This is a genomic window from Streptomyces sp. NPDC036822 (assembly GCF_055609145.1).
The window spans coordinates 110,458-131,944 of sequence record NZ_JBVJPY010000013.1 but is presented as its reverse complement, the minus strand read 5'-3'; the positions used below and the strand labels follow the sequence as shown (position 1 = coordinate 131,944).

19 protein-coding genes and 2 pseudogenes are annotated in these 21,487 nt (G+C 71.2%); 12 read left to right on the top strand and 9 right to left on the bottom strand.

Annotation, left to right across the window (positions count from 1 at the left end; genetic code table 11):
• Positions 1 to 33 precede the first annotated feature (33 nt).
• Positions 34 to 468 carry a VOC family protein gene (locus tag ACZ68P_RS26590; RefSeq protein WP_471010385.1) on the top strand — a complete coding sequence of 145 codons (435 nt, stop codon included), beginning with the start codon at positions 34 to 36 and terminating at the stop codon, positions 466 to 468.
• A 340-nt stretch (positions 469 to 808) separates the two neighbouring features.
• Here ACZ68P_RS26590 and ACZ68P_RS26585 read toward each other — a convergent pair whose 3' ends face one another.
• Together ACZ68P_RS26585 and ACZ68P_RS26580 are read right to left on the bottom strand one after the other, a co-directional pair.
• Positions 809 to 1,363 carry a hypothetical protein gene (locus tag ACZ68P_RS26585; RefSeq protein ID WP_471010382.1) on the bottom strand — a complete coding sequence of 185 codons (555 nt, stop codon included), beginning with the start codon at positions 1,361 to 1,363 and terminating at the stop codon, positions 809 to 811.
• 254 nt (positions 1,364 to 1,617) lie between these two features.
• Positions 1,618 to 2,514, bottom strand: a complete 897-nt coding sequence (locus ACZ68P_RS26580) for an alpha/beta fold hydrolase (RefSeq protein WP_471010379.1) — start codon at positions 2,512 to 2,514, stop codon at positions 1,618 to 1,620.
• An 86-nt stretch (positions 2,515 to 2,600) separates the two neighbouring features.
• Between ACZ68P_RS26580 and ACZ68P_RS26575 the strand changes: the two genes are divergently transcribed.
• The 7 genes from ACZ68P_RS26575 (at position 2,601) to ACZ68P_RS26545 (ending at position 8,495) form a co-directional block, all read left to right on the top strand.
• Positions 2,601 to 3,188 carry a CGNR zinc finger domain-containing protein gene (locus ACZ68P_RS26575; protein ID WP_471010376.1) on the top strand — a complete coding sequence of 196 codons (588 nt, stop codon included), beginning with the start codon at positions 2,601 to 2,603 and terminating at the stop codon, positions 3,186 to 3,188.
• A gap of 391 nt (positions 3,189 to 3,579) precedes the next feature.
• Positions 3,580 to 4,821 carry a globin domain-containing protein gene (locus tag ACZ68P_RS26570; RefSeq protein ID WP_471010375.1) on the top strand — a complete coding sequence of 414 codons (1,242 nt, stop codon included), beginning with the start codon at positions 3,580 to 3,582 and terminating at the stop codon, positions 4,819 to 4,821.
• A 196-nt stretch (positions 4,822 to 5,017) separates the two neighbouring features.
• The gene (locus tag ACZ68P_RS26565) at positions 5,018 to 5,818 is read left to right on the top strand and encodes an SDR family oxidoreductase (RefSeq protein WP_471010373.1); all 801 of its coding nucleotides are present in this window, start codon (positions 5,018 to 5,020) and stop codon (positions 5,816 to 5,818) included.
• 315 nt (positions 5,819 to 6,133) lie between these two features.
• Positions 6,134 to 6,631 (top strand): DUF1877 family protein, encoded by a 498-nt coding sequence (locus ACZ68P_RS26560; RefSeq protein WP_471010372.1) that lies wholly within the window; start codon positions 6,134 to 6,136, stop codon positions 6,629 to 6,631.
• A 214-nt stretch (positions 6,632 to 6,845) separates the two neighbouring features.
• Complete coding sequence (locus ACZ68P_RS26555) at positions 6,846 to 7,784, top strand: aldo/keto reductase (protein WP_471010371.1); 939 nt, start codon at positions 6,846 to 6,848, stop codon at positions 7,782 to 7,784.
• A gap of 23 nt (positions 7,785 to 7,807) precedes the next feature.
• Positions 7,808 to 8,155, top strand: coding sequence for a MerR family transcriptional regulator (locus tag ACZ68P_RS26550; protein WP_471010369.1), 348 nt, complete (start codon positions 7,808 to 7,810; stop codon positions 8,153 to 8,155).
• A 175-nt stretch (positions 8,156 to 8,330) separates the two neighbouring features.
• Positions 8,331 to 8,495 (top strand): hypothetical protein, encoded by a 165-nt coding sequence (locus ACZ68P_RS26545; RefSeq protein WP_471010368.1) that lies wholly within the window; start codon positions 8,331 to 8,333, stop codon positions 8,493 to 8,495.
• 158 nt (positions 8,496 to 8,653) lie between these two features.
• On the opposite strand, the pseudogene ACZ68P_RS26540 reads toward ACZ68P_RS26545, so the two are convergent.
• From ACZ68P_RS26540 to ACZ68P_RS26530, 3 genes and pseudogenes are all read right to left on the bottom strand, one after another.
• Positions 8,654 to 9,543: pseudogene (locus tag ACZ68P_RS26540) on the bottom strand (FAD-dependent oxidoreductase).
• A gap of 89 nt (positions 9,544 to 9,632) precedes the next feature.
• Entirely contained in the window at positions 9,633 to 9,911 is a 279-nt protein-coding gene (locus ACZ68P_RS26535; protein WP_365717136.1) for a GlsB/YeaQ/YmgE family stress response membrane protein, read from the bottom strand.
• A gap of 381 nt (positions 9,912 to 10,292) precedes the next feature.
• Positions 10,293 to 12,512 (bottom strand): MMPL family transporter, encoded by a 2,220-nt coding sequence (locus ACZ68P_RS26530; RefSeq protein ID WP_471010367.1) that lies wholly within the window; start codon positions 12,510 to 12,512, stop codon positions 10,293 to 10,295.
• A 279-nt stretch (positions 12,513 to 12,791) separates the two neighbouring features.
• Here ACZ68P_RS26530 and ACZ68P_RS26525 point away from each other — a divergent pair, with 279 nt between their 5' ends.
• Positions 12,792 to 13,970 carry a sensor histidine kinase gene (locus tag ACZ68P_RS26525; RefSeq protein ID WP_471010364.1) on the top strand — a complete coding sequence of 393 codons (1,179 nt, stop codon included), beginning with the start codon at positions 12,792 to 12,794 and terminating at the stop codon, positions 13,968 to 13,970.
• Positions 13,967 to 14,650, top strand: a complete 684-nt coding sequence (locus ACZ68P_RS26520; protein WP_471010362.1) for a response regulator — start codon at positions 13,967 to 13,969, stop codon at positions 14,648 to 14,650. Before ACZ68P_RS26525 ends, ACZ68P_RS26520 begins: the two co-directional genes overlap by 4 nt.
• 33 nt (positions 14,651 to 14,683) lie before the next feature.
• Here the strand turns inward: ACZ68P_RS26520 and ACZ68P_RS26515 are convergent, their stop codons facing one another.
• Entirely contained in the window at positions 14,684 to 16,114 is a 1,431-nt protein-coding gene (locus ACZ68P_RS26515; protein WP_471010359.1) for a DUF2252 domain-containing protein, read from the bottom strand.
• Between the two features lie 202 nt (positions 16,115 to 16,316).
• Between ACZ68P_RS26515 and ACZ68P_RS26510 the strand changes: the two genes are divergently transcribed.
• Positions 16,317 to 16,685, top strand: coding sequence for a VOC family protein (locus tag ACZ68P_RS26510; RefSeq protein ID WP_471010357.1), 369 nt, complete (start codon positions 16,317 to 16,319; stop codon positions 16,683 to 16,685).
• A gap of 170 nt (positions 16,686 to 16,855) precedes the next feature.
• On the opposite strand, the gene ACZ68P_RS26505 is transcribed toward ACZ68P_RS26510, so the two are convergent.
• The gene (locus ACZ68P_RS26505) at positions 16,856 to 17,617 is read right to left on the bottom strand and encodes a bestrophin-like domain (protein ID WP_471010354.1); all 762 of its coding nucleotides are present in this window, start codon (positions 17,615 to 17,617) and stop codon (positions 16,856 to 16,858) included.
• 939 nt (positions 17,618 to 18,556) lie between these two features.
• On the bottom strand, positions 18,557 to 18,916 hold the full coding sequence (locus ACZ68P_RS26500; protein ID WP_471010555.1) for a hypothetical protein: 360 nt from the start codon (positions 18,914 to 18,916) through the stop codon (positions 18,557 to 18,559).
• A 535-nt stretch (positions 18,917 to 19,451) separates the two neighbouring features.
• Between ACZ68P_RS26500 and ACZ68P_RS26495 the strand changes: the two are divergent.
• Positions 19,452 to 20,987, top strand: a pseudogene (locus ACZ68P_RS26495) (UDP-N-acetylmuramoyl-L-alanyl-D-glutamate--2,6-diaminopimelate ligase).
• Between the two features lie 122 nt (positions 20,988 to 21,109).
• On the opposite strand, the gene ACZ68P_RS26490 reads toward ACZ68P_RS26495, so the two are convergent.
• Positions 21,110 to 21,304 carry a DUF4236 domain-containing protein gene (locus ACZ68P_RS26490; RefSeq protein ID WP_365717112.1) on the bottom strand — a complete coding sequence of 65 codons (195 nt, stop codon included), beginning with the start codon at positions 21,302 to 21,304 and terminating at the stop codon, positions 21,110 to 21,112.
• Positions 21,305 to 21,487: the final 183 nt, after the last annotated feature.

Genomic DNA, 21,487 nt, shown 5'->3' with positions numbered 1-21,487 from the left:
GGGCAAGGTTAGGTTCGAGCGGTTGGAGGCAGCATGGCCAAGGAATTCCAGGTGACTTACGACTGCGCCGACCCCGGTGCGCAGGCGGCGTTCTGGGCTCAGGCGCTGGGCTATCGCATCCAGCCGCCGCCCGAGGGGTTCCCCGACTGGTCGGCTGCGCTGACGGCGTGGGGCGTCCCGCCTGAGCACCACAACGACCGGTCGGCCATCGCGGATCCGGACGGCAAGGGGCCGCGGGTCTTCTTTCAGAAGGTCCCGGAGGGAAAGACCGCGAAGAACCGCTTGCACTTGGATGTGCGCGCGGCACCCGGTCTGACCGGCAGCGAGCGGATGGCCGCTCTGGAGGTGGAGGCCGACAGGCTGGAGGGGCTGGGAGCGAAGCGGTTGTACCGGCTCGAGCCCAACGGCATCGACGAGGGGATCATCGCGATGACCGACCCTGAAGGGAACGAGTTCTGCCTGGATTGAGGGCAGGACGTCGGCTCTGGACGGCTTCCACTTGCCGATCGGTGCACCTGCTCGGTCGAATCAGGTGATCGCCGCAGTGCCGGCACATGAAGCCAGGGCCCCCTCGGTAGCTCGGAGTTGCAAAGCTCGCGAGCACCGAGGGGGCCTCTTTGTCGCGGTGTAGCGCGACCGGCACGACCGGAACGACCCAGCGTCGACGAGCCGCTTCGCCTCGCTGTGCTCCCACCCCGTGAAGGAGAGAAACCACCCGCGTACCGTCGTCCGCAGGGTGACCAGCCGGGGCCTCCGCCCGCTGCACGCGTCAGGGCACGCTACTGCTCCGGCTCCCAGGCGTCGCGACCTAACCACGCACCGTCGCCAGGAGCCAAGCCACCGGGAAGGTGAGGATGCCGAGGGCGATGGCTCCGACCAGGGAGGCGAGCCAGACGAAGACGTAGCCCTCGCCGTCGCGGAGGCGTCCTCGGCGGGCGGAGGTGAGCAGCCAGTGGCCGGGCAGGCCGAGGGTGGCGGCCGTCCAAGCGGTGAAGGTGACGTACTCGGCGGCGGCGAGCGGTGAGGGTTCGAAGACCTCGTCGCCGACCAGTCGGACATCGCGCCGGGTGCCCGGCAGGAAGTCATCGGAGGCGGAGAGGAGCCGTATCGGGCGCGCCGCCGTCGCATCGGCGGACGAAGACGCGGAGGACGGCGTGTACGTGCCCCGGCAGTGGACGTCGGTGTCCTCCACCCCCTCGTGACAGCCGGCGACCACGAACGTGCCCGTCGGCCCGGCTATGCCCGTCAGCGCACCCAGGCGGGCGCCGAACAGCAACCAGATCACGGCCAGGCATCCCAAGAGCCACAGCACGGCGAGCGCGCCGACCGTCCGCCAGAGCCACGTCCGGCCCGTCCGCCCCATGGAGCCCCCCGTTACACGCTCATCGGTCCGAGGCCGCCTTACCCGGCAGCGGCACACGGGAACCGCACAGGCTTCCGAGAATGTGCCGGCTGGGGTTCCGAGAGCCGGGAGCGCGCACGGCCCGCCTGGGATCCGCCCCGGACGAAGGGACCGCGGGCCGGGCCTGCCCACCGGTGCGGCCGCACCAGGCCGGACCGGACGTCGCCTGCCCTCCACCGAAGGCCGTTCGTGCAGCGGCGATTCCGGTCAGCCCTTCACTCCCCCAGGCGGTCGAGGAAGTCGGCGATGAGCGGGGCGATGTCGGGGAGGTGGTCTTCCAGGGCGAAGTGACCCGTGGGGAAGAGGTGGAGTTCGGCGTCGGGTACGTCGCGCAGGTAGGCGCGGGCGCCGGGTGGGGTGAAGAAGGGGTCGCCGGTGCCCCAGGTGATGAGGGTGGGCGGGCGGTGTTCGCGCAGCCATGCCTGCCAGTTGGGGTAGGCGACGACGTTGGTCTTGTAGTCGTAGGCAAGGCCGAGTTGGGCCTCCTTACGGCCGGGCTGGTCGAGGAAGTACTGGTCGAGCAGCCATCCTTCCGGTGCGACCAGCGTGGGGTCGGCGGTACCGCCTTCGTACTGTCCTCGGGTGGCCGCCAGTGTGAACAGGTCGAGGATCGTGCTCTCGGCGCCGGGGGTGTCCGGGGTGAGCGCGGTGAAGTCGCGGGCGGCGTCGGACAGGCCGTCCGTGTAGGCGTTGCCGTTCTGCACGATGAGGCCGGTGACCCGCTCGGGATGGCGCAGGGCCAGACGGAAGCCGACCGGGGCGCCGAAGTCGAAGAGGTACATCGCGTAGCGGGTCAGTCCGAGCCGCTGGGTGAAGCCTTCGACGATGTCGGCCAGGCGCTCGAAGGAGTAGGTGAAACCGTCAGGGGTGCGCGTGTGCCCGAACCCGGGGTAGTCGGGGGCGATCAGCCGGTAGTGCATGCCCAGGCTGTCGATCAGGCGCCGGAACTGGTGCGAGGCGGACGGGAAACCGTGCAGGAGCAGCAGAACCGGGGCGTTGGGGCGTTCCGGCAGCGACTCCCGATAGAAGACCTCCACGCCGTCGACCTCGACGGAGCGGTGGGTGACGCGGGCCGGAACCGACACCCGCGAGAGGGCAACAGAACCCGTCATTTCACATGCCTCCTTGGAAGGTTTATGCATTAGACACTGCCCCATGGGGTTCTAATGTGTCAAGCAGGTCATGTACCGTTAGCCGTATGCGTGAGAGTGAACCGCTGACCGGCGAGCCACTGGCCCTGGACCTCGTCAACACCCGCCCCCTGAGCGCCCACGGCCCCACCGACCTGCTCGACACGCCGCACAGACTGGCCCTCTGGCTCGCTCTGCAGGAGGCCCGGCTCGGTCAGGAAACGGATGGCGACGCGCCCACGGAGACCGACCTCGCCGCCGTTCATGCCGTACGGACCCACGTCGAGGCCGCCGTCCAGGCCGTGCTCCACGGACAGGAGCCCTCTGCCGCCCACCTGCGCGCCCTCACCGACGCGCAGCGGGCCGCGCCCGCCGTACGCGAACCGGTCTGGGATGGCGAGAGGGTGACGGCGCCATACCGTCGCACCGGCCCGCTCGGCCTCCGACTCGCCGCCCGACTCGCCGAAGCCACCGCCGAGCTCCTCGCCGACTCGAACATCGCGAAGCTCCGACAGTGCGAGGCCGACGACTGCGTGATGCTCTTCCTTCCCGCCCACCCGCGCCGCCGCTGGTGCTCGCCCGACCGCTGCGGCAACCGTGCTCGCGTCGCCCGGTACTACCACCGCCACAAGCAGCCCACCGAACCGCACCAGTGAAACGGAGGCTGCCGACGGCGATCCGCCTGCCCGCCGGGGCCTGGAGCTTCGAGGCGGTGAGCGATCGGAAGCCGAAGCGCAGAAGCTGGAGTCACGAGTAGGTCCGGTCCGAGCGGGTAGGAGTGGGCGACCCCGCCACCTCCGGCAGACGCGCGCGGACAGACGACCCCACGGGCCTTCACGCCCCTTGGCTACTTCTGAGTCACCCACTCGATCGGGTAGCGTCCGGAGCCGACTAATCCGCTTCCTTGCTTCCCTCTCGAGGACCTATGCCTGCCAGTGAAGTCGCCGCTCACCGCGTCCGTCCCGGGCGCTGCTCCGTCCACGCGTCCATGCAACGGTGCACCCGGGCGCGACCATCGCGCATACCCGGCGCCGGAGCTCTGGCCCCTTGAGATTCCGGATCAGACGCCCGGACCCCACGCCCGCAGACCCCTACCGGGACGAGCCGGCGACCACCCCCGCCGCGCAGACTGCGGGGCCAGAGGTCACCCAGGCGCCTCTGTCCGCCCACGAGACGGCGCTCATACGCGCCTCCGTGTCGGTGGTCGAGCCACTCGCCGCGGACATGACGGTCTACTTCTACGCGATCCTCTTCACGCGCTATCCCGAGGTACGGCCGATGTTCCCGCAGGGGATGGACGCCCAGCGCGACCGCCTGTTGCGTGCTCTGCTGCGCATCGTCGACCTGGTGGACGATCCGGAGAACCTGGTCCGCTTCTGCGGACACCTCGGGCGTGACCACCGTAAATACGGCACCCTCCGGGCGCATTTCCCCGCCGTGGGCGAATGCCTCCTCGCCTCTCTGGCCCGTTACGCCGGCCCCGCCTGGACCGACGACATCGCCGCCGCGTGGACCAAGGCGTACGGAGTGGTCGCCGACGTCATGATCAGTGCCGCCGAGCAGGACGCGGAGGTACGGCCCGCCGTCTGGCCCGCCACGATCGTGCACCGCGCCCCTCGTGGACCTGGCATCGCCGAGGTCACTCTTCAGCCCCACGTGCCGTACGAGCACGCCGCCGGTCAGTACGCGAGCATCGAGACCCCCTGGCATCCCAAGCAATGGCGCCACTACTCCCCCGCCAACGCGCCACGCGCGGACGGCACCCTCACCTTCCACGTACGGGCGGTGCCGGGTGGCTCGGTCAGCAACGCACTGGTGCACCGGGCCGCGGTGGGTGACGTGGTCCACCTCGGCGCACCGATGGGCGACATGGTGCTGGACGCCGCCGTCCACAGCGACTTGCTCTTCGTGGCCGGCGGCACGGGCGTCGCCCCCATCCGTGCACTCATCGAGGAGGTCGCTCGGCGCGGCGGCCGGCACCAGGTGAACCTCTTCCTCGGGGCTCGCACCGGTGCCGAGTTGTACGGCGTGGACGACATGCTGCGCATGGCTCAGCGGCACCACTGGCTGACCGTCAGGGGCGCGGTGTCCGACGAGTACGTCCCCGGGATCCGGGGGTCTCTGCCGGAAGTGCTGGCCGAGTACGGACCGTGGTACCAGCACGACGTCTTCCTCAGCGGCCCGGCCGCCATGGTCGCGTCGGCCAGGCAGTCGCTCACCCACCACGGCACAGCGCCGGATCGCATCCACCACGACCCGTTCGACACTCCCGTCCTGGCCACATCCTGAGACACGGCGGGCGCTTCCGCTGCCGCCGCGTGCGCTCTCACCGGCCCGTAGTCGAGGCAGAGTTGGTCGTCCCCAGGCCGTTCGCGGCTTGGGGGCGGCAGCGGGACCGCGGCCGTGGCGATCCGGGCGCATGTGCTCCGGGGCCCCTGGGAAAAGCAGTTGACGCTCCGGCGCCGGTCGTGAACGATCCCGGACCGTGACGAGCAGCGATCGGAAGCACCCCTCCCCTGGTCGGCCCTCCCCCGGCACCCGCCCGATCGCCCTGGTCACCGGTGCAGGGCGGACCGTCGGCATCGGCGCCGGTATCGCCCGCCGGCTGGCGGCCTCAGGCTGGGACATCGCCTTCACCTACTGGTCCCCCTACGACGACCGCATGACCTGGGGCAGGGAGTCCGGCGCGACCGAGGCGATCAGCCGATCCCTGTCCGACCATGGTGCCTCCACCGCGGCCATCGAGGCGGATCTGGCTGACCTGGACACCCCGGAACGCGTCTTCGAAGAGGTCGAACAGCGGCTGGGAAGCGTCACCGCTCTGGTGATGTGCCACTGCGAGTCCGTCGACTCCGGACTGTTCGACACCTCCGTCGAGAGTTTCGACCGGCACTTCGCCGTCAATGCCCGCGCCCCCTGGCTGCTCATCCGCGAATTCGGACGTCGCTTCGCCGCGGACCCGGGAACCGGTCGGATCATCAGCCTCACCAGCGATCACACCGCCGGCAACCTGCCCTACGGAGCGAGTAAGGGGGCGCTGGACCGCATCACCCTGGCCGCCGCGCGCGAACTGGCCCATCTCGGTGTGACAGCGAACGCCATCAATCCCGGACCGATCGACACGGGCTGGATGCCCGAGGACGTACGGGAGCACTGCCTCCGCCAGACCCCCCTCGGCCGCCTGGGCACTCCGCAGGACACCGCGCACCTCGTGGACTTCCTGTGCTCCAGGGAAGGCGGATGGATCAATGGCCAGCTACTCATGAGCAACGGCGGCATCGCCTAGCGACGTTCCCCGTCTCGAGCGCCGAGCACCCTTACAGCCGCATTCGCGGCTGGGACCACGACGCCGCGGCCCGCCGAGACCCCCCGTCACCGGTGCCGACGTATCGCTCTGCCGAGCAGCATCGATCCGCCGGCGGCATGGAACCCGTGCCCACTCGACGCGGCAGCCGAGCCACCTGCGTACCGGCCGCCACTCCGCGACAACGACTCGGCCCGTCGCCGACACCAGCAGACCGTCGTACAAGATCGAGTCAGCCAGTCAGTCGTCAGTCAGTCAGTCAGTCAGTCAGTCAGTCAGTCACGAGGAGAGCAGAACATGAGCTTTCACCTTCACCTTCGAGCTGTGGCGGAAGATGAGGTCCGAGACGACCACGCCTCGCTGAAGGAGTTCATGAGCGCGGCCTGGGACGACCACGAAACCGAGTATGCGGCAGGCATCGCAGAATCCATAGCCAAGGACTTCGACCCCCTCAACGACCTCTACCTGGCGGGTCCCACGCTCGTCGGCGGGACTTCGTCATGGGACCTGCCGATCTACGGGGGCAGGATCGTCCCCACCCCCATCGACCACCAACCGCCGTTCGTCATCCTCTCCCCTGCTCAGGTCACCACGGTCGCGGACTTGCTCGCGGGAGCCTCCTTCGAAGCTCTATGGCAGGTGGAGGGGCGCAAACTCAGTGCACCGTACGCTCAGTGGGAGGATCCGGAAAATGCGGCCAAGCAGGACTTCCTTGCCCACCACACCGGCCTGCGGGACTTCTACGGCCGCGCGGCCCACGCACACCGCGCCGTCGTCAAGGCCTTCTGGTATTAGCCTCGCGCTCGCCCGTGAGGGCCGTCCGACGGTGAGCGCGTCAGAGGAGAGCGCCTTTGGTCAGCGAGCCTGCGGAGCGCCCGGAAGCATCTCGCGACCACGGTCACGGCAGTACTTGAGGAACGGGTGCCCGTTCGCCGGTCCTCAGCCGGAGACAGATCTTTCGCCGCACTCCCTTGATCTGGAGCGCGCTCCAGGTTCGAGCATGGGCGGCATGAACATCACTGACCCTCAGATCGTCCTCGGGACGATGGGCTTCGGCACCCACGTCGACCGCGACGCATCCTTCGCGATCCTCGACTCCTTCGTCGCCGCCGGCGGTGTCTGGCTCGACACCGCCAACTGCTACTCCTTCTGGGCCGACCCCAGTGGCGTCGGCGGCGCCAGCGAGCGCATCATCGGGGCGTGGCTCCGGGCACGCCCGGGCGCACGTGACATGGTCCGGATCGCGACGAAGGTCCGGCAGAATCCGCTCGTCCCGCACTCCTGGCCGGCCAGCGCCGAAGGGCTGTCCGCCCACGCCATCCAGGCCGGCGTCAAGGAGAGTCTGGACCGTCTGGGCGTCGATCACATCGACCTGCTCTGGGCCCACGCAGAGGACCGCACGGTGCCGCTGGAGGAAACGGTCGGAGCCTTCGGCGAGCTGGTCGCACAGGGAGTGGCCCTGCGGGTCGGGGCCGCGAACCATGCCGCCTGGCGCGTCGAGCGCGCCCGGTCGCTCGCCCGGGAGCGGCGCGTGGAACCGTGGACGGCCCTGCAACTGCGCCACTCCCTCGTCCAACCTCGCCCGGACACCCCCCTCGCGGAGGCCGGCCACCGCATGCTCACCGCCGAGGACGTGGACCTCGCGCGTTCGGAGGGGCTCGCCGTGTGGTCGTACAGCTCGCTGATGTGGGGTTCGTACGTGCGCGCGGACAAGCCGCTTCCGCGGACCTATGATCACCCGGGGACCACCCGGGTGCTCTCGGTCCTGGACGAGGTCGCCGGTCAGGTCGCGGCCACGAGGAATCAGGTCGTCCTCGCATGGCTGATGCGGCAGGGGATCGATCCCATCGTCGGGGTGAGCCGGGTGGAACAGATCGAGCAGGCACTCGCCGCACGGCGTGTGCGGCTCGGTGACGAGCACATGGCGCGCTTCGCCGAAGCGCGGTAGCGGTGGTGACGCGAAGGAGCACCATGACCACCCTCACTCCGGCAGCGGCCGCCGACCGCACCGGTGTCTCCATCGACACGCTGCGCTATTACGAACGCGAGGGGCTCATCGGCCCGATACGGCGCTCCGCCGGCGGGCGCAGGGAGTACACCGAGGACGACGTCTTCTGGATCGGCCTGGTCACGTGCTTCCGCAAGGCCGGCCTGGGTATCGCGGACCTGCGGGATTTCGTCGCCATTCTGCGCGCCGATCACCCTCCGCAGGACCGGGTGGCCTTCCTCCGCGAGCGGCGTGCCGGCCTGGAGGAGCGGGTGGCAGCGTTGTGCCGGGCCATGAAGGTCCTCGACGAGAAGATCGACTACTACAGCTGAGAAGGCTCTCACCGGCTGTGTGCGGGCGGGTCGGCAAACACGGCACCATGGCCGGGTGCCGTGCGCCGGCCGGCCCGGCGGCGGGGGTCTGTTCCGTACGACCAACCCGCACCGCGGAGGCGCGCCCGGGGCCCGTAGACTCGCTAGCCGATTCCGCCACAGGGAGGACCACGCAGTGAACCAGTACGACCATACGGGCCGGGCGACAGGCGACGCTCCGATCTACGCGACACTCGTCCGGGAGCGCGGGGACGTGCCCGCGGAGGTCAAGCGGGTGGCCGCACAGGTGCTGGAGGAAGCGGACCGGGCGGTCGACTTCGGCTCGATACGCACTGTCTGAGCGAACGGGCCGAGGGACCGGCTCGATCGTGCTGTGGTGCACGAACGGGCCGAGGGCTCGTCCCGGTGTTCCGCCGGCCGCCAGGGACATGCGTGGCCCCCGTCGCCCGGACCGGACGGGCCGCAGTGGTCCCCGGCGTGCAGCGAGGTGCGGCCGGCTCAGGGCCGTACCACCGCCTGCTGCTGCTCGGGCGCACCTTTGAAGAAGTCGATGAAGCCGGACGGTGAGCGGTCGCCGAGGCACAGGTCCAGGATCTCGTCGGCGTCGGCGTAGAAGGCCTCGCTGCGAGGGAACAGTGCCTCTTCGTAGGCGGTGAGTGCCGCCTCGGTGTCGTCGGGATGCGCGGCGATCGCCTTGGCGAGTTCGGCGCCGTCGAACATCACGAGGTTCGCGCCGTCGCCGGACGGCGGCATCAGGTGTGCGCCGACCCACTCGGTGGACCGGTTCAGCTCGACGTACGTGTGCAGGATGTCGCCCGCCTCGCGGTGGGCCACTCCGCCCTTTCCCGGAGGTGAGCGCGTACATGGCGCCCTTGCCGACCGCCTCGACCGTCACGGGGTGCCGCTGGTCGACGTCGTGGAGGTAGGTCTCGACGAACGTCGTGCCCGTGTACGTCGGCCTGGCGTCGGACAGCAGCGGCCTGACCTTCGACCAGGCACCGTCCGCGCCGACGAGAAGGCCGCTGGTCACGGTCGAACCGTCGCTGAAGGTCAGCTCGTGCCGACCGTCGCCGAGGGGCTGGACTCCGGTGACCTTGTGCCCCCACCGGGATGGTCCCCTCGGGCAGGGAGTCGAGCAGGATGCGGCGCAGATCGTCGCGGAGCACCTCCGGGCGGGCGGCCGTGCCGTCGTCGGGGAGGTCGAGCAGCATCGCGCCGTGCTGGTCGAGGACGCGCGCCGCCTCGGCGCCCTCATGGATGATCGCGTGGAACTCGTCGGTGCTTCGCACGGCGGCCCGACTGCCTCGCGCCGCGGGCTCCGTGCCCCGCGATGCGCGTCGGAGGGCGCCGTCGAGGCCGGCGGAGACCGCGGGAACGACGGGCGGTATGAGCGCCTCCACCGCCTGTGACACCACGGCGGAACGGCTCCGCCCTCGGGGAGGGGGAGCCGTTTCCGTTTGCGAGCGGACTGCGTGGGTCAGGCGTGTCGGTGGTGGCGCTTGTTGCCCGTGACCAGCCGGTAGACGGCGAGGAGGATGACGGAACCGATGATGGCGGCGACCCAGGTGGAGATGTCGAAGAAGCCGTCGATCGAGTCGACGCCGAAGATCACCTTGCCGAGCCAGCCGCCGAGCAGGCCGCCGGCGATGCCGATGAGCATGGTGATGATGATGCCGCCGGGGTCCTTGCCCGGCATGAGCGCCTTGGCGATGAGACCCGCGATCAGACCTATGAGAATCCAGGCCAGAATGCCCATGATGTGCCTCCTACCTCGATGGATAAAGTCCTTGTTAACGATCGTCTTCACCCTGTGGACGTTTCCAAACGTCCCGAGTCCCTGATCATTGCGTCGCGGCGGTGCTGGGCGGCGTTGCACCCGCCGACCCGCCGGACGGGAGAGCCAGGTGGCGGCGCTCGCGGCCGACGAGGACGTCCGGACCCGGCCCCGCCCGCTCCACACCCGGCTCCACCCCGGCAGCAGCGCCTGGCAGGCGGAGTGCCAGGCCCTGGCGACCGGGCCGGAGGCGGTAGGACGCGTCGCATCGAAGGAGGCCCCTGCCGCGCCGAAAGGCTGAGCGGATACCCCGAGCGGCCGGACCCGACGGACATGCGGGTCCCGCGGGCCTGCCGAAGGGTCCTAGCCCACGGAGACGTGCTCCTCCTGCGGGCGGGAGGCCGGGGATACGGCCTGGTGGCGGTCCCGCGCGCCGCCGGGGCGGACCGGCCACCACGTGCTCCGGCCGAGAAGCGCGGCCAGCGCGGGCACCAGCACGATGGACAGGACGAACGCGGAGAGCATGATGCCGAGCGCCGTCGCGAAGCCGATCTGTTGGGTGGAGGGATTCGTGTTGACGGCGAGGCTGCCGAAGGAGGCCGCCAGGACGACACCCGCCGTGGCGATCGCGGGTGCGGTGTGCCGTACGGCCCGGGCGACGGCCGCGCGGGCCGGGCCGGGGCGCTCCATCTCCTCGCGTATGCGGTCGCTGATCAGGATGTTGTAGTCGGTGCCGAGAGCAACGACGAAGAGGAACAGGACCAGCGGGAGGGTGAAGTCGACGCCCGGCTCGTCGAGCAGGTGCTGGAAGAACAGGGCCGAGGCGCCCAGGGTGGCGGCGAACCCGAGGCCGACGGCGGTCATGAGGATCGCGGGGGCGAGCAGGCTGCGCAGCAGGACGAGCAGGATGAGGGCGATCAGCACCGCCGCGACCGGGAAGACGATGCGCAGGTCGTGGTCGACGGCGGTGGAGATGTCGGCGAAGATCGCGGCCGTGCCGCCGACATGGGCGTCGGTTCCCGCGGGGGCGACGTCGGCGATCGTGTCGCGGACGGGTCCGGAGACGAGATCGCGGGCTTGCTGTGTCTGGGCCTCGTAAGTGAGGTACAGGTCGAACCGCGCGGCCGTGCGGTCCTCGTTGATGGTCGTCGCGCCGACCCTGCCGACGCCGTCGACGGCGCCCAGGGCGCGAGGGAGCGCCTCGACGGTCTCGGCCGTCAGAGTGCGGCCGTCCTTCGTGGTGACGTAGACGGTGGCCGGGTCGGACACCCCGGCGGGAAGGGCACGGGAGATCTCGGCAGCGGTGGCGGCGGCCGGCGTGTCCGGATTGCCGCCGCTCTGGCCGAAGTCCATCCGGATGCCCACGAGTCCGGCCGAGAGTGCGGCCAGCAGGGCGACGCAGACGAGGGCGAGGCTCACCGGGCGGCGGGCGACCAGGGCTCCGAAGCGGCCGGCCGCTCCTTCGGCGGGCTGCCGCTTCAGGGCGCGGGACGGCCAGAACATCGCGCGTCCGCAGGCCGCGAGCAGCGCCGGCATCAGCGTGAGACTGGCCAGGAGCATGACCAGGACCGACACGGCGATGGCCGGCCCGAGGACGCGGAACTGTCCGAAGGTCGCGATGGCGAGGGTGGCGAAGGCGGCCACGATGGTCAGGGCGGCCGACGTGATGGCCGTGCCGATGCGGGCGCTGACCTCGGCCGCCGCCTCGCGGGCGGGCTGCTCCGGCCGGGAGCGGAGCTGTTCGCGGAATCGGAAGAGGAGGAAGAGGAAGTAGTCGACGCCGATGCCGACCAGCACGACGCCGATGAGGCTCGGCGTGGAGGGGTCCAGCCTGATGCCGCTGAGCGCCGCGCCGCCGACCACGACACCCGCCGCCGCGCCGCCGATGACGGCCACGGCGAACAGTGGTACGAAGGCGGCCAGGACGCTGCGGAAGACCAGGATGTTGATCAGTACGATCAGGCCGGTCATGGCGATGCCGACGGCGGTCTGGGTGGTCTTCTCGGCGTCCGCGGTGTCCGTGAGGTCGGCCAGGCCGCCGGTGAAGCCGGTGCGCATCCCGGCCTCCTCGAACGCCGCCTCGGCCTGGTCGCGGAAGACGCGGTACACGCTCTGGAGGCCGGGATCCATGGAGTTGCCGGTCAGCCTGACGGACAGCAGCTCGAAGCTGCGGCCCGGCGCGGTCATCGCGGGAATGACGCCGGGAGTCTGGGAGTAGTCCTCGCTCAGCAGTGCGGGCGGGTCCTCCTCCCTCGGCGCGGGCATCTCGACGCGCCGGCTGCCCAGCGCCTGTGCGACGGCGCCGACGCGCCGCTCATCCGCCTCGGAGAGGGCCTTGCCGTCGGCCCGGCCGACGAGCACGGTCACCGCGTTGCTGTCGGGCTTCGCCCCGAACTTCTCCTCGGCGATCCTCAGGGCGGCGGCCGAGTCGTACTGCGCGGGCAGGAACTCTCCGCTCTGGGGTTCGGTCACGCGGTAGACGAGGGCCTGACCGAGAACGGTCAGGAAGAGGCCCAGCACCGCCCAGGCGGCGATGACCTTCCACGGGTTGCGGGTGGAGAACCCGGTCAGGGCGCGGATCACGTGTCGTCCTCCGATGGTGGGTGGTTCGCCGGGGTCCCCCGGCTGCTCTCCAGCTCATCAGCGGAACGCGGCGGAATCGTCCGAGCGCAGGACGAGACGGTGCCCGGGAGCGGGGGCCGGGGCGGACCGCCGACCAGGACCCTGGTCCTGGGTCGCGATCGGCTCCGGGTACCGGGGAGGGTGGCGTCGACCGGTGCCAGAATGGGGCTTGGGACGACAGTCGGTCGTGGGCACCGGCAGCCGTCGGTGGGGGCGCCCGCAGGGGGGAAGGGTCACGGCATGCCGAAGACGACGACGAGGCGGGGGCGTTCCGGCGGCGCCGGGACGGGGCCGGGCAGCGACGCCCTGCCGTGGACGCGCAACGACGCGCTGGTCACCGTCGGCGCGGCCATCGTGGACCTGCTCAGCTTCTCGCTCGGCAGCCAGATCGACCACGGGTACGTCCCGCCGGCCGGCTGCGTGCTGCTGGTGGTGGCCGCACTGCCGTTGCTGGCCCGTCGGCGCGCCCCGGTGTGGACGCTCGCGGCCGTCCTGCTGTTCGACCTGGCGCTCAATCTGAGCGTGCCGGTGGGTCAGCACTTCACGGCGACGACCGTGGTCGCGCTCTACACGGTCGCCCGGTCCCGGAGCGCGGCCGTGGTGGCGCCGGCGGCGTTCGTCTCCGCGGTGATGCCGCTGGTGGGGCGGTCCCCATGGCCGGTGACCGTGGGGGTGATCGGCAGTGTGGCCAACGTGCTGTTCGTGCTCGTCACCGCGGCCGCGATGAACCGCTGGGACCGCGAGAACGAGACCAACCGCCGCCTGCTCGCCGACCGTGCGGTGGCGGACGAACGGCGCCGCATCGCCCGGGAGCTGCACGACATCGTCGCCCACCACATCACCACCATGCAGCTGATGGCCGGGGGTGCCCGGGCCAACCTGGCGAGCGACCCCGAGGTGGCCCGGGAGGCGCTGGTCACCCTGGAGGGGTCCGGGCGGATGGCGTTGCGCGAGATGCGCCAGCTGCTGGACGTGCTGCGAGCGGGGGACGACGCCGACGAGGCGCCCACCGCACCGCAGCCCGGGGTCGGGGACCTCGCGAGGATCGTCGGCGAGACCTGCCGGGCCGGGCTGTCCGTCGACCTCGACGTGCGGGGCGAGGAGCGCCCGCTGCCGCCGAGCGTGGGCCTGACCGTGTTCCGCATCGTGCAGGAGGCGCTGACGAACGCGCGCAAGTACGCCGGCCGGGCACGGGCTTCCGTGCGGCTGACGTACGGGACGGACGGGCTGGCCGTGGAGGTGTCGGACGACGGGGCCGGGGTGGCGGCCGCGCCCTCCGGGTCCGGCTACGGCCTGATGGGGATGCGGGAGAGGGTCGCCCTGCACGGCGGCACGCTGGAGGCCGGACCGCTGGACGGGGGCGGGTTCCGGGTGGCGGCCCGGCTGCCGCTGAAGGCCGAGGAGGGGGCGCTGCGATGAGCGTACGGACGACGGAGGCGATCAGGGTGCTGATCGCGGACGACCAGCCGCTGGTGCGGCGCGGACTGGCCCTGATCCTGGCCCCCGACCCGGGCTTCGAGGTGGTGGGCGAGGCGGGTGACGGCGAGGAAGCGGTGCTTCTCGCGCACCGGCTGCGCCCCGACGTCGTGGTGATGGACATCCGGATGCCGGTGCTGGACGGGGTCGGTGCGACCGAACGGCTCGCGCGGACGCTGCCCGAATGCCGGGTGCTGGCACTGAGCACCTTCGACATGGACGAGTACGTGGTGGCGGCGCTGCGCGCCGGCGCCTGCGGCTTCCTGCCCAAGGACATCTCGCCGGAGGAACTGGTCGCGGCGGTACGGGTGGTCCACACCGGGGAGGCCGCGGTCGCGCCCCGGCTGCTGACCCGGCTGATCTCCGCCTACGTCGTGGCTCCCAGCCGTCCGCAGCCGCCCGAGGTCGCGCTGGTCGATCTCACGCCGCGCGAGCAGGAGGTGTGGCGGCTGATGGCCACGGGGCTCGACAACGCGGAGATCGCGCACGCCCTGGACATCAGCGTGTCCACCGTGAAGAACCACATCACCAGCCTCTTCGCCAAGCTCGCGGTCCGCGACCGAGCCCAGGCGGTGATCGCCGCGTACGAAACGGGGCTGATCAAGGCGGGCACCCGGAGGTAGCGGGCGGCCGGAGGCACGGCAGGCGCTCTCGGGTCAGGCGGCCCCGAGTTCCTCCGCCGGCAGCCGGCCCGCGCGCACCGCGTCCACCAGGGCCTGGTGGTCGCGCTCGTTCTGGTCGGCGTACGCCTCCGCGAAGAGGGCGAGGGCGCGGTCGAAGACGTCTCCGGTGCCCAGATAGGCGGCGATGGCGATCCGGTCGCCCGAACGCGCATGCGCGCGAGCCAGCGTGACGCCGCACAGTTCGCCGAACGCCTCCATGCGCCTCGGGCTCATCGTCTCCGGCATGGCGATGCCCTTCCAGTCGCGCAACTGCCGGACGTAGAAGTCGCGTTTCCTGCCGTCGATCCCGTCCACGCGTTCCCAGCCGAGGAAGATGTCGCTCGCGGCCTGCATCAGCCGCTGGCCCGAGACGACCCGCTCGCCCTGGTTGCGGTACCGGCTCGCGCCGACGTGTGCGGCGAGCACGGAGGTGTCGGCCTCCTTGGCCTGCAGGAAGAGCGGATCCTGATCGTCCCGGCCGAGGAGGAGGAAGATCCAGCAGCGGGTGCCGACACTGCCGACGCCGACCACCTTGCGGGCGACGTCCGCGAGTCGGTAGTCCTCGAGCAGCGTGCGCCGGTCGGAAGCCAGAGTGCGGCTGTACCGCTCGATCAGGCCGCGGAACAGGTGCTCGAGCGCGCTGCGTTCGACATCCGGAAGAAGGTCGCCGATCGGGACGAGCAGCGGGGGATCCGCCGCGATCACGGGCTTGCCGTCGACCGTGGCGGCGACCTTGGCGAAGGCCTGCAGGCTGTCGCGTGTGCGGGCCTTCGCCATGGCGCGGGCCAGTCGCTTCCGACCACCCTTGTGGAGCCGGTCCGCGGCCAGGGACTCGAGGCGGTGCGCGTCGATCTTCGCGTACCAGACGTCGATGTTGCGCATCCCCGCGAACCGGATCATCGCCTCGCGATACGAACGGACCGTGGACCGGACGATGCGGGCGCGTCGGGCCTCGTCGAAGCCGTTCGCCCGGCCCGCGATGACGAAACTCGTCGAGAGCCGCTTGACGTCCCACTCCCAAGGGCCCGGAAGGGTCTCGTCGAAATCGTTGATGTCGAACAGCAACGACCGCTCGGGCGAGGCGAGCAGCCGGAAGTTGAGCATGTGGGCGTCGCCGCACAGCTGGGCCGTGAGTCCGGATCGCGGGGTACCCGCCAGGTCTGAGGCCATGATCGCGGCGGCCCCGCGGTAGAACCGGAACGGGGACTCGGTCATCCTGCCGTAGCGGATCGGTACGAGTTCGGGCACCCGCGCCGCGGACTGCGACTCCAGGATCGCCAGGGGGTCGGGCCTCTCCGGAGACGGCTCGTACTCGGCGTGGCCCATCCGCGGCGAGCGGCGCCGGGCCTCCTTGCCGAGGCGTGCGCGCTTCTCCGGGACGGCGTGGGGTGCCGCTCGCATCCCCGTGGTCGCGTGGTGGGACATACGAGCCTCCTGCCTGGCCCTGCGGCATGCCCTTCAACCGTAGGTCCCATCCGGTTCTCCCGCACGGGCATGGGTCACGAGGGCGGGGGCGGCCGGGCGCCGCCCAGTGGGGGGCAGGGTTCGACTCGGGGCGGTTCTGCCGATGAGTTCACCGTTCGGGGACGGTCTACCCAGCGACACGACCGTTCTCGACAGGAGTGCCATGTCCACGATCCAGCCAGTGATCATCACCGCCGACCCGGACGTCCTGCTCGGCTTCTACACGACCTTGTTCGGCGCCGAGGAGACCTTCCGGGTACCGGAGGAGGGCCCGGTCTTCTACCTCGGCCTGCGCGTCGGCGACTCCGACCTCGGGCTGGTGGCCGAGGCGGACCCGGGGAACCGGGCGGCGCCGCGGATCCTGCTCAGCATCGAGGTCGACGACGTCGACGAGACGCTCGGCCGGGTCACGGCACTGGGCGGCTCGGTCGGCGGCGGCGCCAACGACATGCCGTGGGGACAGCGCGTGGCCCACATCCGGGACCCGGACGGCAACCCGGTGAACCTCACCCAGCCGATCCCGGCTCAGTAGCGCCGTCCGGGCCAAGGAAGCACGAGCCGGCCGGAAACACCACGGCCGCCCGTCTGCACGTCTACCGGATTGCGGTGACGGCGTCGGGCGGCGGTGATGTCGCCGGTGCGGCCGGGTCGGGCGGCCCGGCCCCGGATCGCGGCGCGTCCGGGGCTTCGGCAGGTGGGTGATCAGGCCGCGGTGGTGAGCAGGTCACTCAGGGGCTGGGCCGAGTCCGTTCCGGAGTGGCCGAGGGGCGCGTCGAAGCTCCAGACGAGGAAGAGCAGGAAGACCACGAGAGCGCTGAAGGTGGTGGCGAGCAGCAGTTCGCGCGCGGAGCGGCGGATCTGCAGGGTGTAGAGCAGGCCGAGGGTGACCAGGGCGCCGGCGACGAGACCGAACCAGAGCGCGGCGGGCAGGGTGGTGCCGGAGGTGTCCAGGCGTTGGTGACGGGCGTCGTCCGCGGCGGCCACCTGGTCGAGGAGCGGCTGGTAGGCCTGTGCCTGGAGCTCGTCGGCCGGGGTGCGGTGGGCGATGTCGCTGCGGATGCGGCCCAGCAGCTCGGCACCGGTGTCGTCGACGGGCGTGCCGTCCTTCAGGGCGGGCCATTCGGCGGTGACGGCGTGCCGGGCGTAGGCGTCGATGTGTTCCTTGATCTGCGTCCGGAAGGCGGCCGGGTAGACGTCCAGGCGTTGGTCGATCTCGTACAGGGCCTGGGCCTCGCGCTGGACGGTGTCCTCGGCCGCGCTGCGGGCCTCCCACACGCCGGCGATGGCCAGGCCCAGCACGATGGCGTAGACGACGCCGACCATCATGACCATGTATTCCAGCACGTCCGGGGTTTGAGACGTGTCCTCATCGGCCGCTACGCGTCGGTGGCGCACGACGGTCGCCGTGACGACGAGAACGCAGACCAGGACCGAGGCCAGGGTGTAGACGAGCCATTCCGGCATTTGTACGACTCCAGGACGAGCGATGCGACGTGAACGAGACGGTGTGGGAGGTGGCGGCCATGGAGCGCCGGCCACTGCGGGGTCAGGAAGGTCAGCCGCGTCGGCGGCGGGACCCCGGCCGCAGGGCGGCCGCGGCCAGAACGGCCGGCAGGGTGATCACGACCGTGGACATGGTCATCGAGATGTCGGCCGGAGCCGGACGCGATGGACCGCCGGTGTACTGCGAGCGCGGCTCCCACCGGAAGGCCTGGGGCGCTTTCGCGGGGCGCGACGACGGCGGCGCCGCTGGGAACATCGGCACCTGGCTCGCCGGTGGTGGCACCCTCGGCCCGGGAGCGGGGGGCGCTGGTGGGACGGGCTCCGGTGCGGTGGGTACCGGCGCGGCGGGTGCCGGGTCCGCTTCCGGCGGAGCCGAGAGGACCGGCTCGGGTGGGGACGGCTCGGGGGCCGAGGGGGACGGAGGCGGTGACGACGGCGGGGGCGGCGGAGTGCAATGAGGGCGCGGCGTCGCAGGTGCCTCTTCGCCGTAGCCCATGTCGACCCATGCGTCCGGGGCACACACGGCCAGGCGACTGCCGGTGGCGGCGAGGTCCATGACCACGGCGACGTCGCCGTGCGGCGGGAACGGGCACAGGGCTGCCGCAGCCCCCAGACCCACACTGATCCAGCCGCCCACTCGTCGTTCCTCTCCGTTGCAGCCCCGACACCGTCCTCACGCCCCGCACGCGAAGGGGTGGGGATGCCGCCGCCCTCAGACCCGCCACCGCAGGTAACGATCATGGGCGGGGGAGGTCACGGACATCGGATGCACCGCCTGCCATCGGAGTGAACGAATCGCCCGGCGCAGGAGACAGCCGCGGGCACCGAGCGGTGCCCGCGATTGCCGTGGGAGGTGGCGTGCCCGCTCAGCTCCGCCGTCACGCCCGGGCCCTCCGCACCTCAGCGGAACTCGTGGACCACCTGGATCTCGCCGACGATGTGGGCGTTGAAGTCGTCCAGATCCTCGGCCGGTACCCAGAGCTCGAGGATCGTCCGCCCGCCCGCCTGCTGGACGGGATACCGGCTCACGAACTCCGACTCGACCTCGAAACGGGTGACGAAGCCGGCGCCGTCGTGCTTCACGTTCCAGTTCCGCGCGATCCTGATGGCGTAATCCTCGTTGAGGACCGGGTAGAAGATCGGCTGCTCAGGCAACCGGGGCGGCCAGGCACGCCAGTTCAGCTCCCGGACCAGGTCCAGCTCCTTGGGGCCGGCGGGGCGCCACAGGGTCGTCGTCGCCTGCCGACTGGTCATGTGCATCGCTCTCGTCACGGAGGCCGCTCCGGTGCGGGGGCTCGGGTGACCGGACGATACCCGCGCCGCGGACTCGGCGGCCATGCGGTTTCCGGCGGCGGCCGCCTCTCCCGGCGAGGTCGCTTCGCAAGGCACACCGCCGCTCCGAGCGCCCTGGTGGGGCGGCCGGTGACGCGGTCGGTGGGCCGCCGGAACGGCCGTACACTCGCTCCATGGGTCGCACGAGTTCCACGAGGCAGGGCCTGTGCCGGGCCGCCTCGGGAGTGCGTCCTCCCGTCGTCGCCCCGGCCGTCGCGCCGGACGTCGAGGCGCCTCGGATCCGCCGTATCACGTTGCACGGGCACGGCTAGCGATACTCCCCCCAGCGCGCCGCGTTCCACGCCGTGCGCCGGCCTTTCCCTTGACGCGCCCGCCCGGCCGATTCGCCACCGGGCGGTCTCCGCCCCTGCTCCACGTCACCACAGCAGCCTTCCGGCGCTCGCCGGCGCTGCCGCCTGGTTACGGCCGCACGACCGGGCCGAGCCACCTCGAAGGGATCCTTGTGAAGCTGAGCGAGTTGCTGGCCGGGCAGGAGCACCACGTACTCCAGGGTGAGCCCAGCAGCACACCGATCACCGGGGGGACGACCTTCGACGTGGACCGGGTGACACCCGGCTGCCTGTTCATCGCCGTGCCCGGACACCGGGAGGGCGGGCCTGCCTCCGTAGCACCGGCGCTGGCCCGTGGAGCGGCCGCCGTACTCGTCGACGGTGATGAACCGTCGTCGGCGGTGGCGCATTGGCCGCCGGGCGCGTGTGCCGTGCGGGTGCCGGACATCCGGAGGGCGGCCGCGATCGTGGCCTCCCGCTACTTCGGCGAACCGGGGCGGCAGATGGACGTGGTGGCGGTCACCGGGACCAACGGCAAGACGTCGGTCTCGTACATGGTCGAGTCCGCTCTGCGGATCTCCGAGGGCGCGAAGGTGGGAGTCATCGGCACGGCGGGCAGCCGGATCGGCGACGAGCTGATCCCGATGCCACGATCGGTGCTGAGCACCCCCGAGTCGCCGGACCTGCAGTACGTCCTGGGGTACATGCGCGACCGCGGGACCGGCAGCGTGGTCCTGGAGGCCACGTCCATGGGCCTGCTGACGCACCGGGTCGACCGTTCGTTCATCGATGTCGGAGTCTTCACCAACCTGACGCAGGACCACCTCGACGACCACGGGACGATGGCGGACTACCGGGACGCCTAGCTCCGCCTCTTCCAGGGGCTGTGCCGGCGTGCGGTGGTGAACGCCGACGATCCCGTGGGCGCGGGGATCGTGGCGATGATGCCGGGAGCGGTGACCACGTACGCACTCGACGTGCCGGCGGACTACCGGGCGACCGATCTCACGGTCAGCGCGTCCGGCACGCGGTTCATCCTCCACCACCGCGGGCGGGCGTATCCGGCGTCGATCCCGGTCCCCGGCAGGTACTCGGTGGCCAACGCGCTGGCCACACTGGCCGCCTGCCACGTCCTCGGTCACGAGCTGGGTGCCCTCGTCACCGCGCTGGACCGGATGCCGCCCATTCCCGGCCGGTTCGAGCGCTTCGAGACGCCGGGGGGTACCTCCGTGATCGTGGACTACGCCCACTCGCCGGATTCCCTGGAGAAGGTCCTGAGCACCATCCGCGCCTACGCGCGAGGCCGGGTGATCACCGTCTTCGGCTGCGGGGGCGACCGGGACACGACGAAGCGGGCGGACATGGGACGGATCGCCGGCGCCCACTCCGACCTGTGCGTCCTCACCTCGGACAACCCGCGCAACGAGGATCCGCACGCCATCGTGGATCAGATCGTCCCCGGTCTCGCCGCGACCGGCACGGCCTTCGAGCGGATCGCCGACCGCCGCGAGGCCATCGCGTTCGCCCTTGCCGCGGCGGCGCCCCAGGACACCGTCCTGATCGCCGGCAAGGGCAGCGAGCCGCACCAGATCGTCGGCGAGGAGCTGCTGCCTTTCAGCGACATGGCCACCGTGCGCGAACTCACCTTGGAAGGGACACACCCGGCCACCGCACCCGGGCCGATCAGTCCGTCGCGTCTCCGTTCGTAACGACCGGTCCCGCGAGGCGCGCGCCCCACGTCTCCCCTAGGTCGCGCAGGAGTTGCCGCGTTCCGAACGCATACGCAACCCGTTCCCGGCCCGGGTTCCGGCTGGGGCGCGCACGTTGTGGGTCAGCCGCGGCGACTGGTCTTGCGCCAGCCGAAGGGGCCGGGCAGGTCCACCGAGGTGGTCCGGCGTCCGGTGGTGCTGTGGGTGCGGCGGGGGCCGTACTTGCCGCCGCCTGTGGTGATCGACCACGACTTCCGGTTGATGTTGAGCCGGACACCGGGCAGGATCCTGAAGCTCTTGCGGAATGTCAGCGGCATGACGTCTCGCTTCCTCGGTGCATGTAGGGATCGGGCGGCCCGACTGCCTGTGCGGTCGAGCCAGTTGGCTTACGTGTGTCCGGCCCCGCCCATTTCATGCGCCCTCGTCCGGCGTGGGGGCCCGCTCCAGCCGGGCGCCGCGCTCCGGCCTGGAACGTCCGAAGTGCGGGACAGCGACGCGGC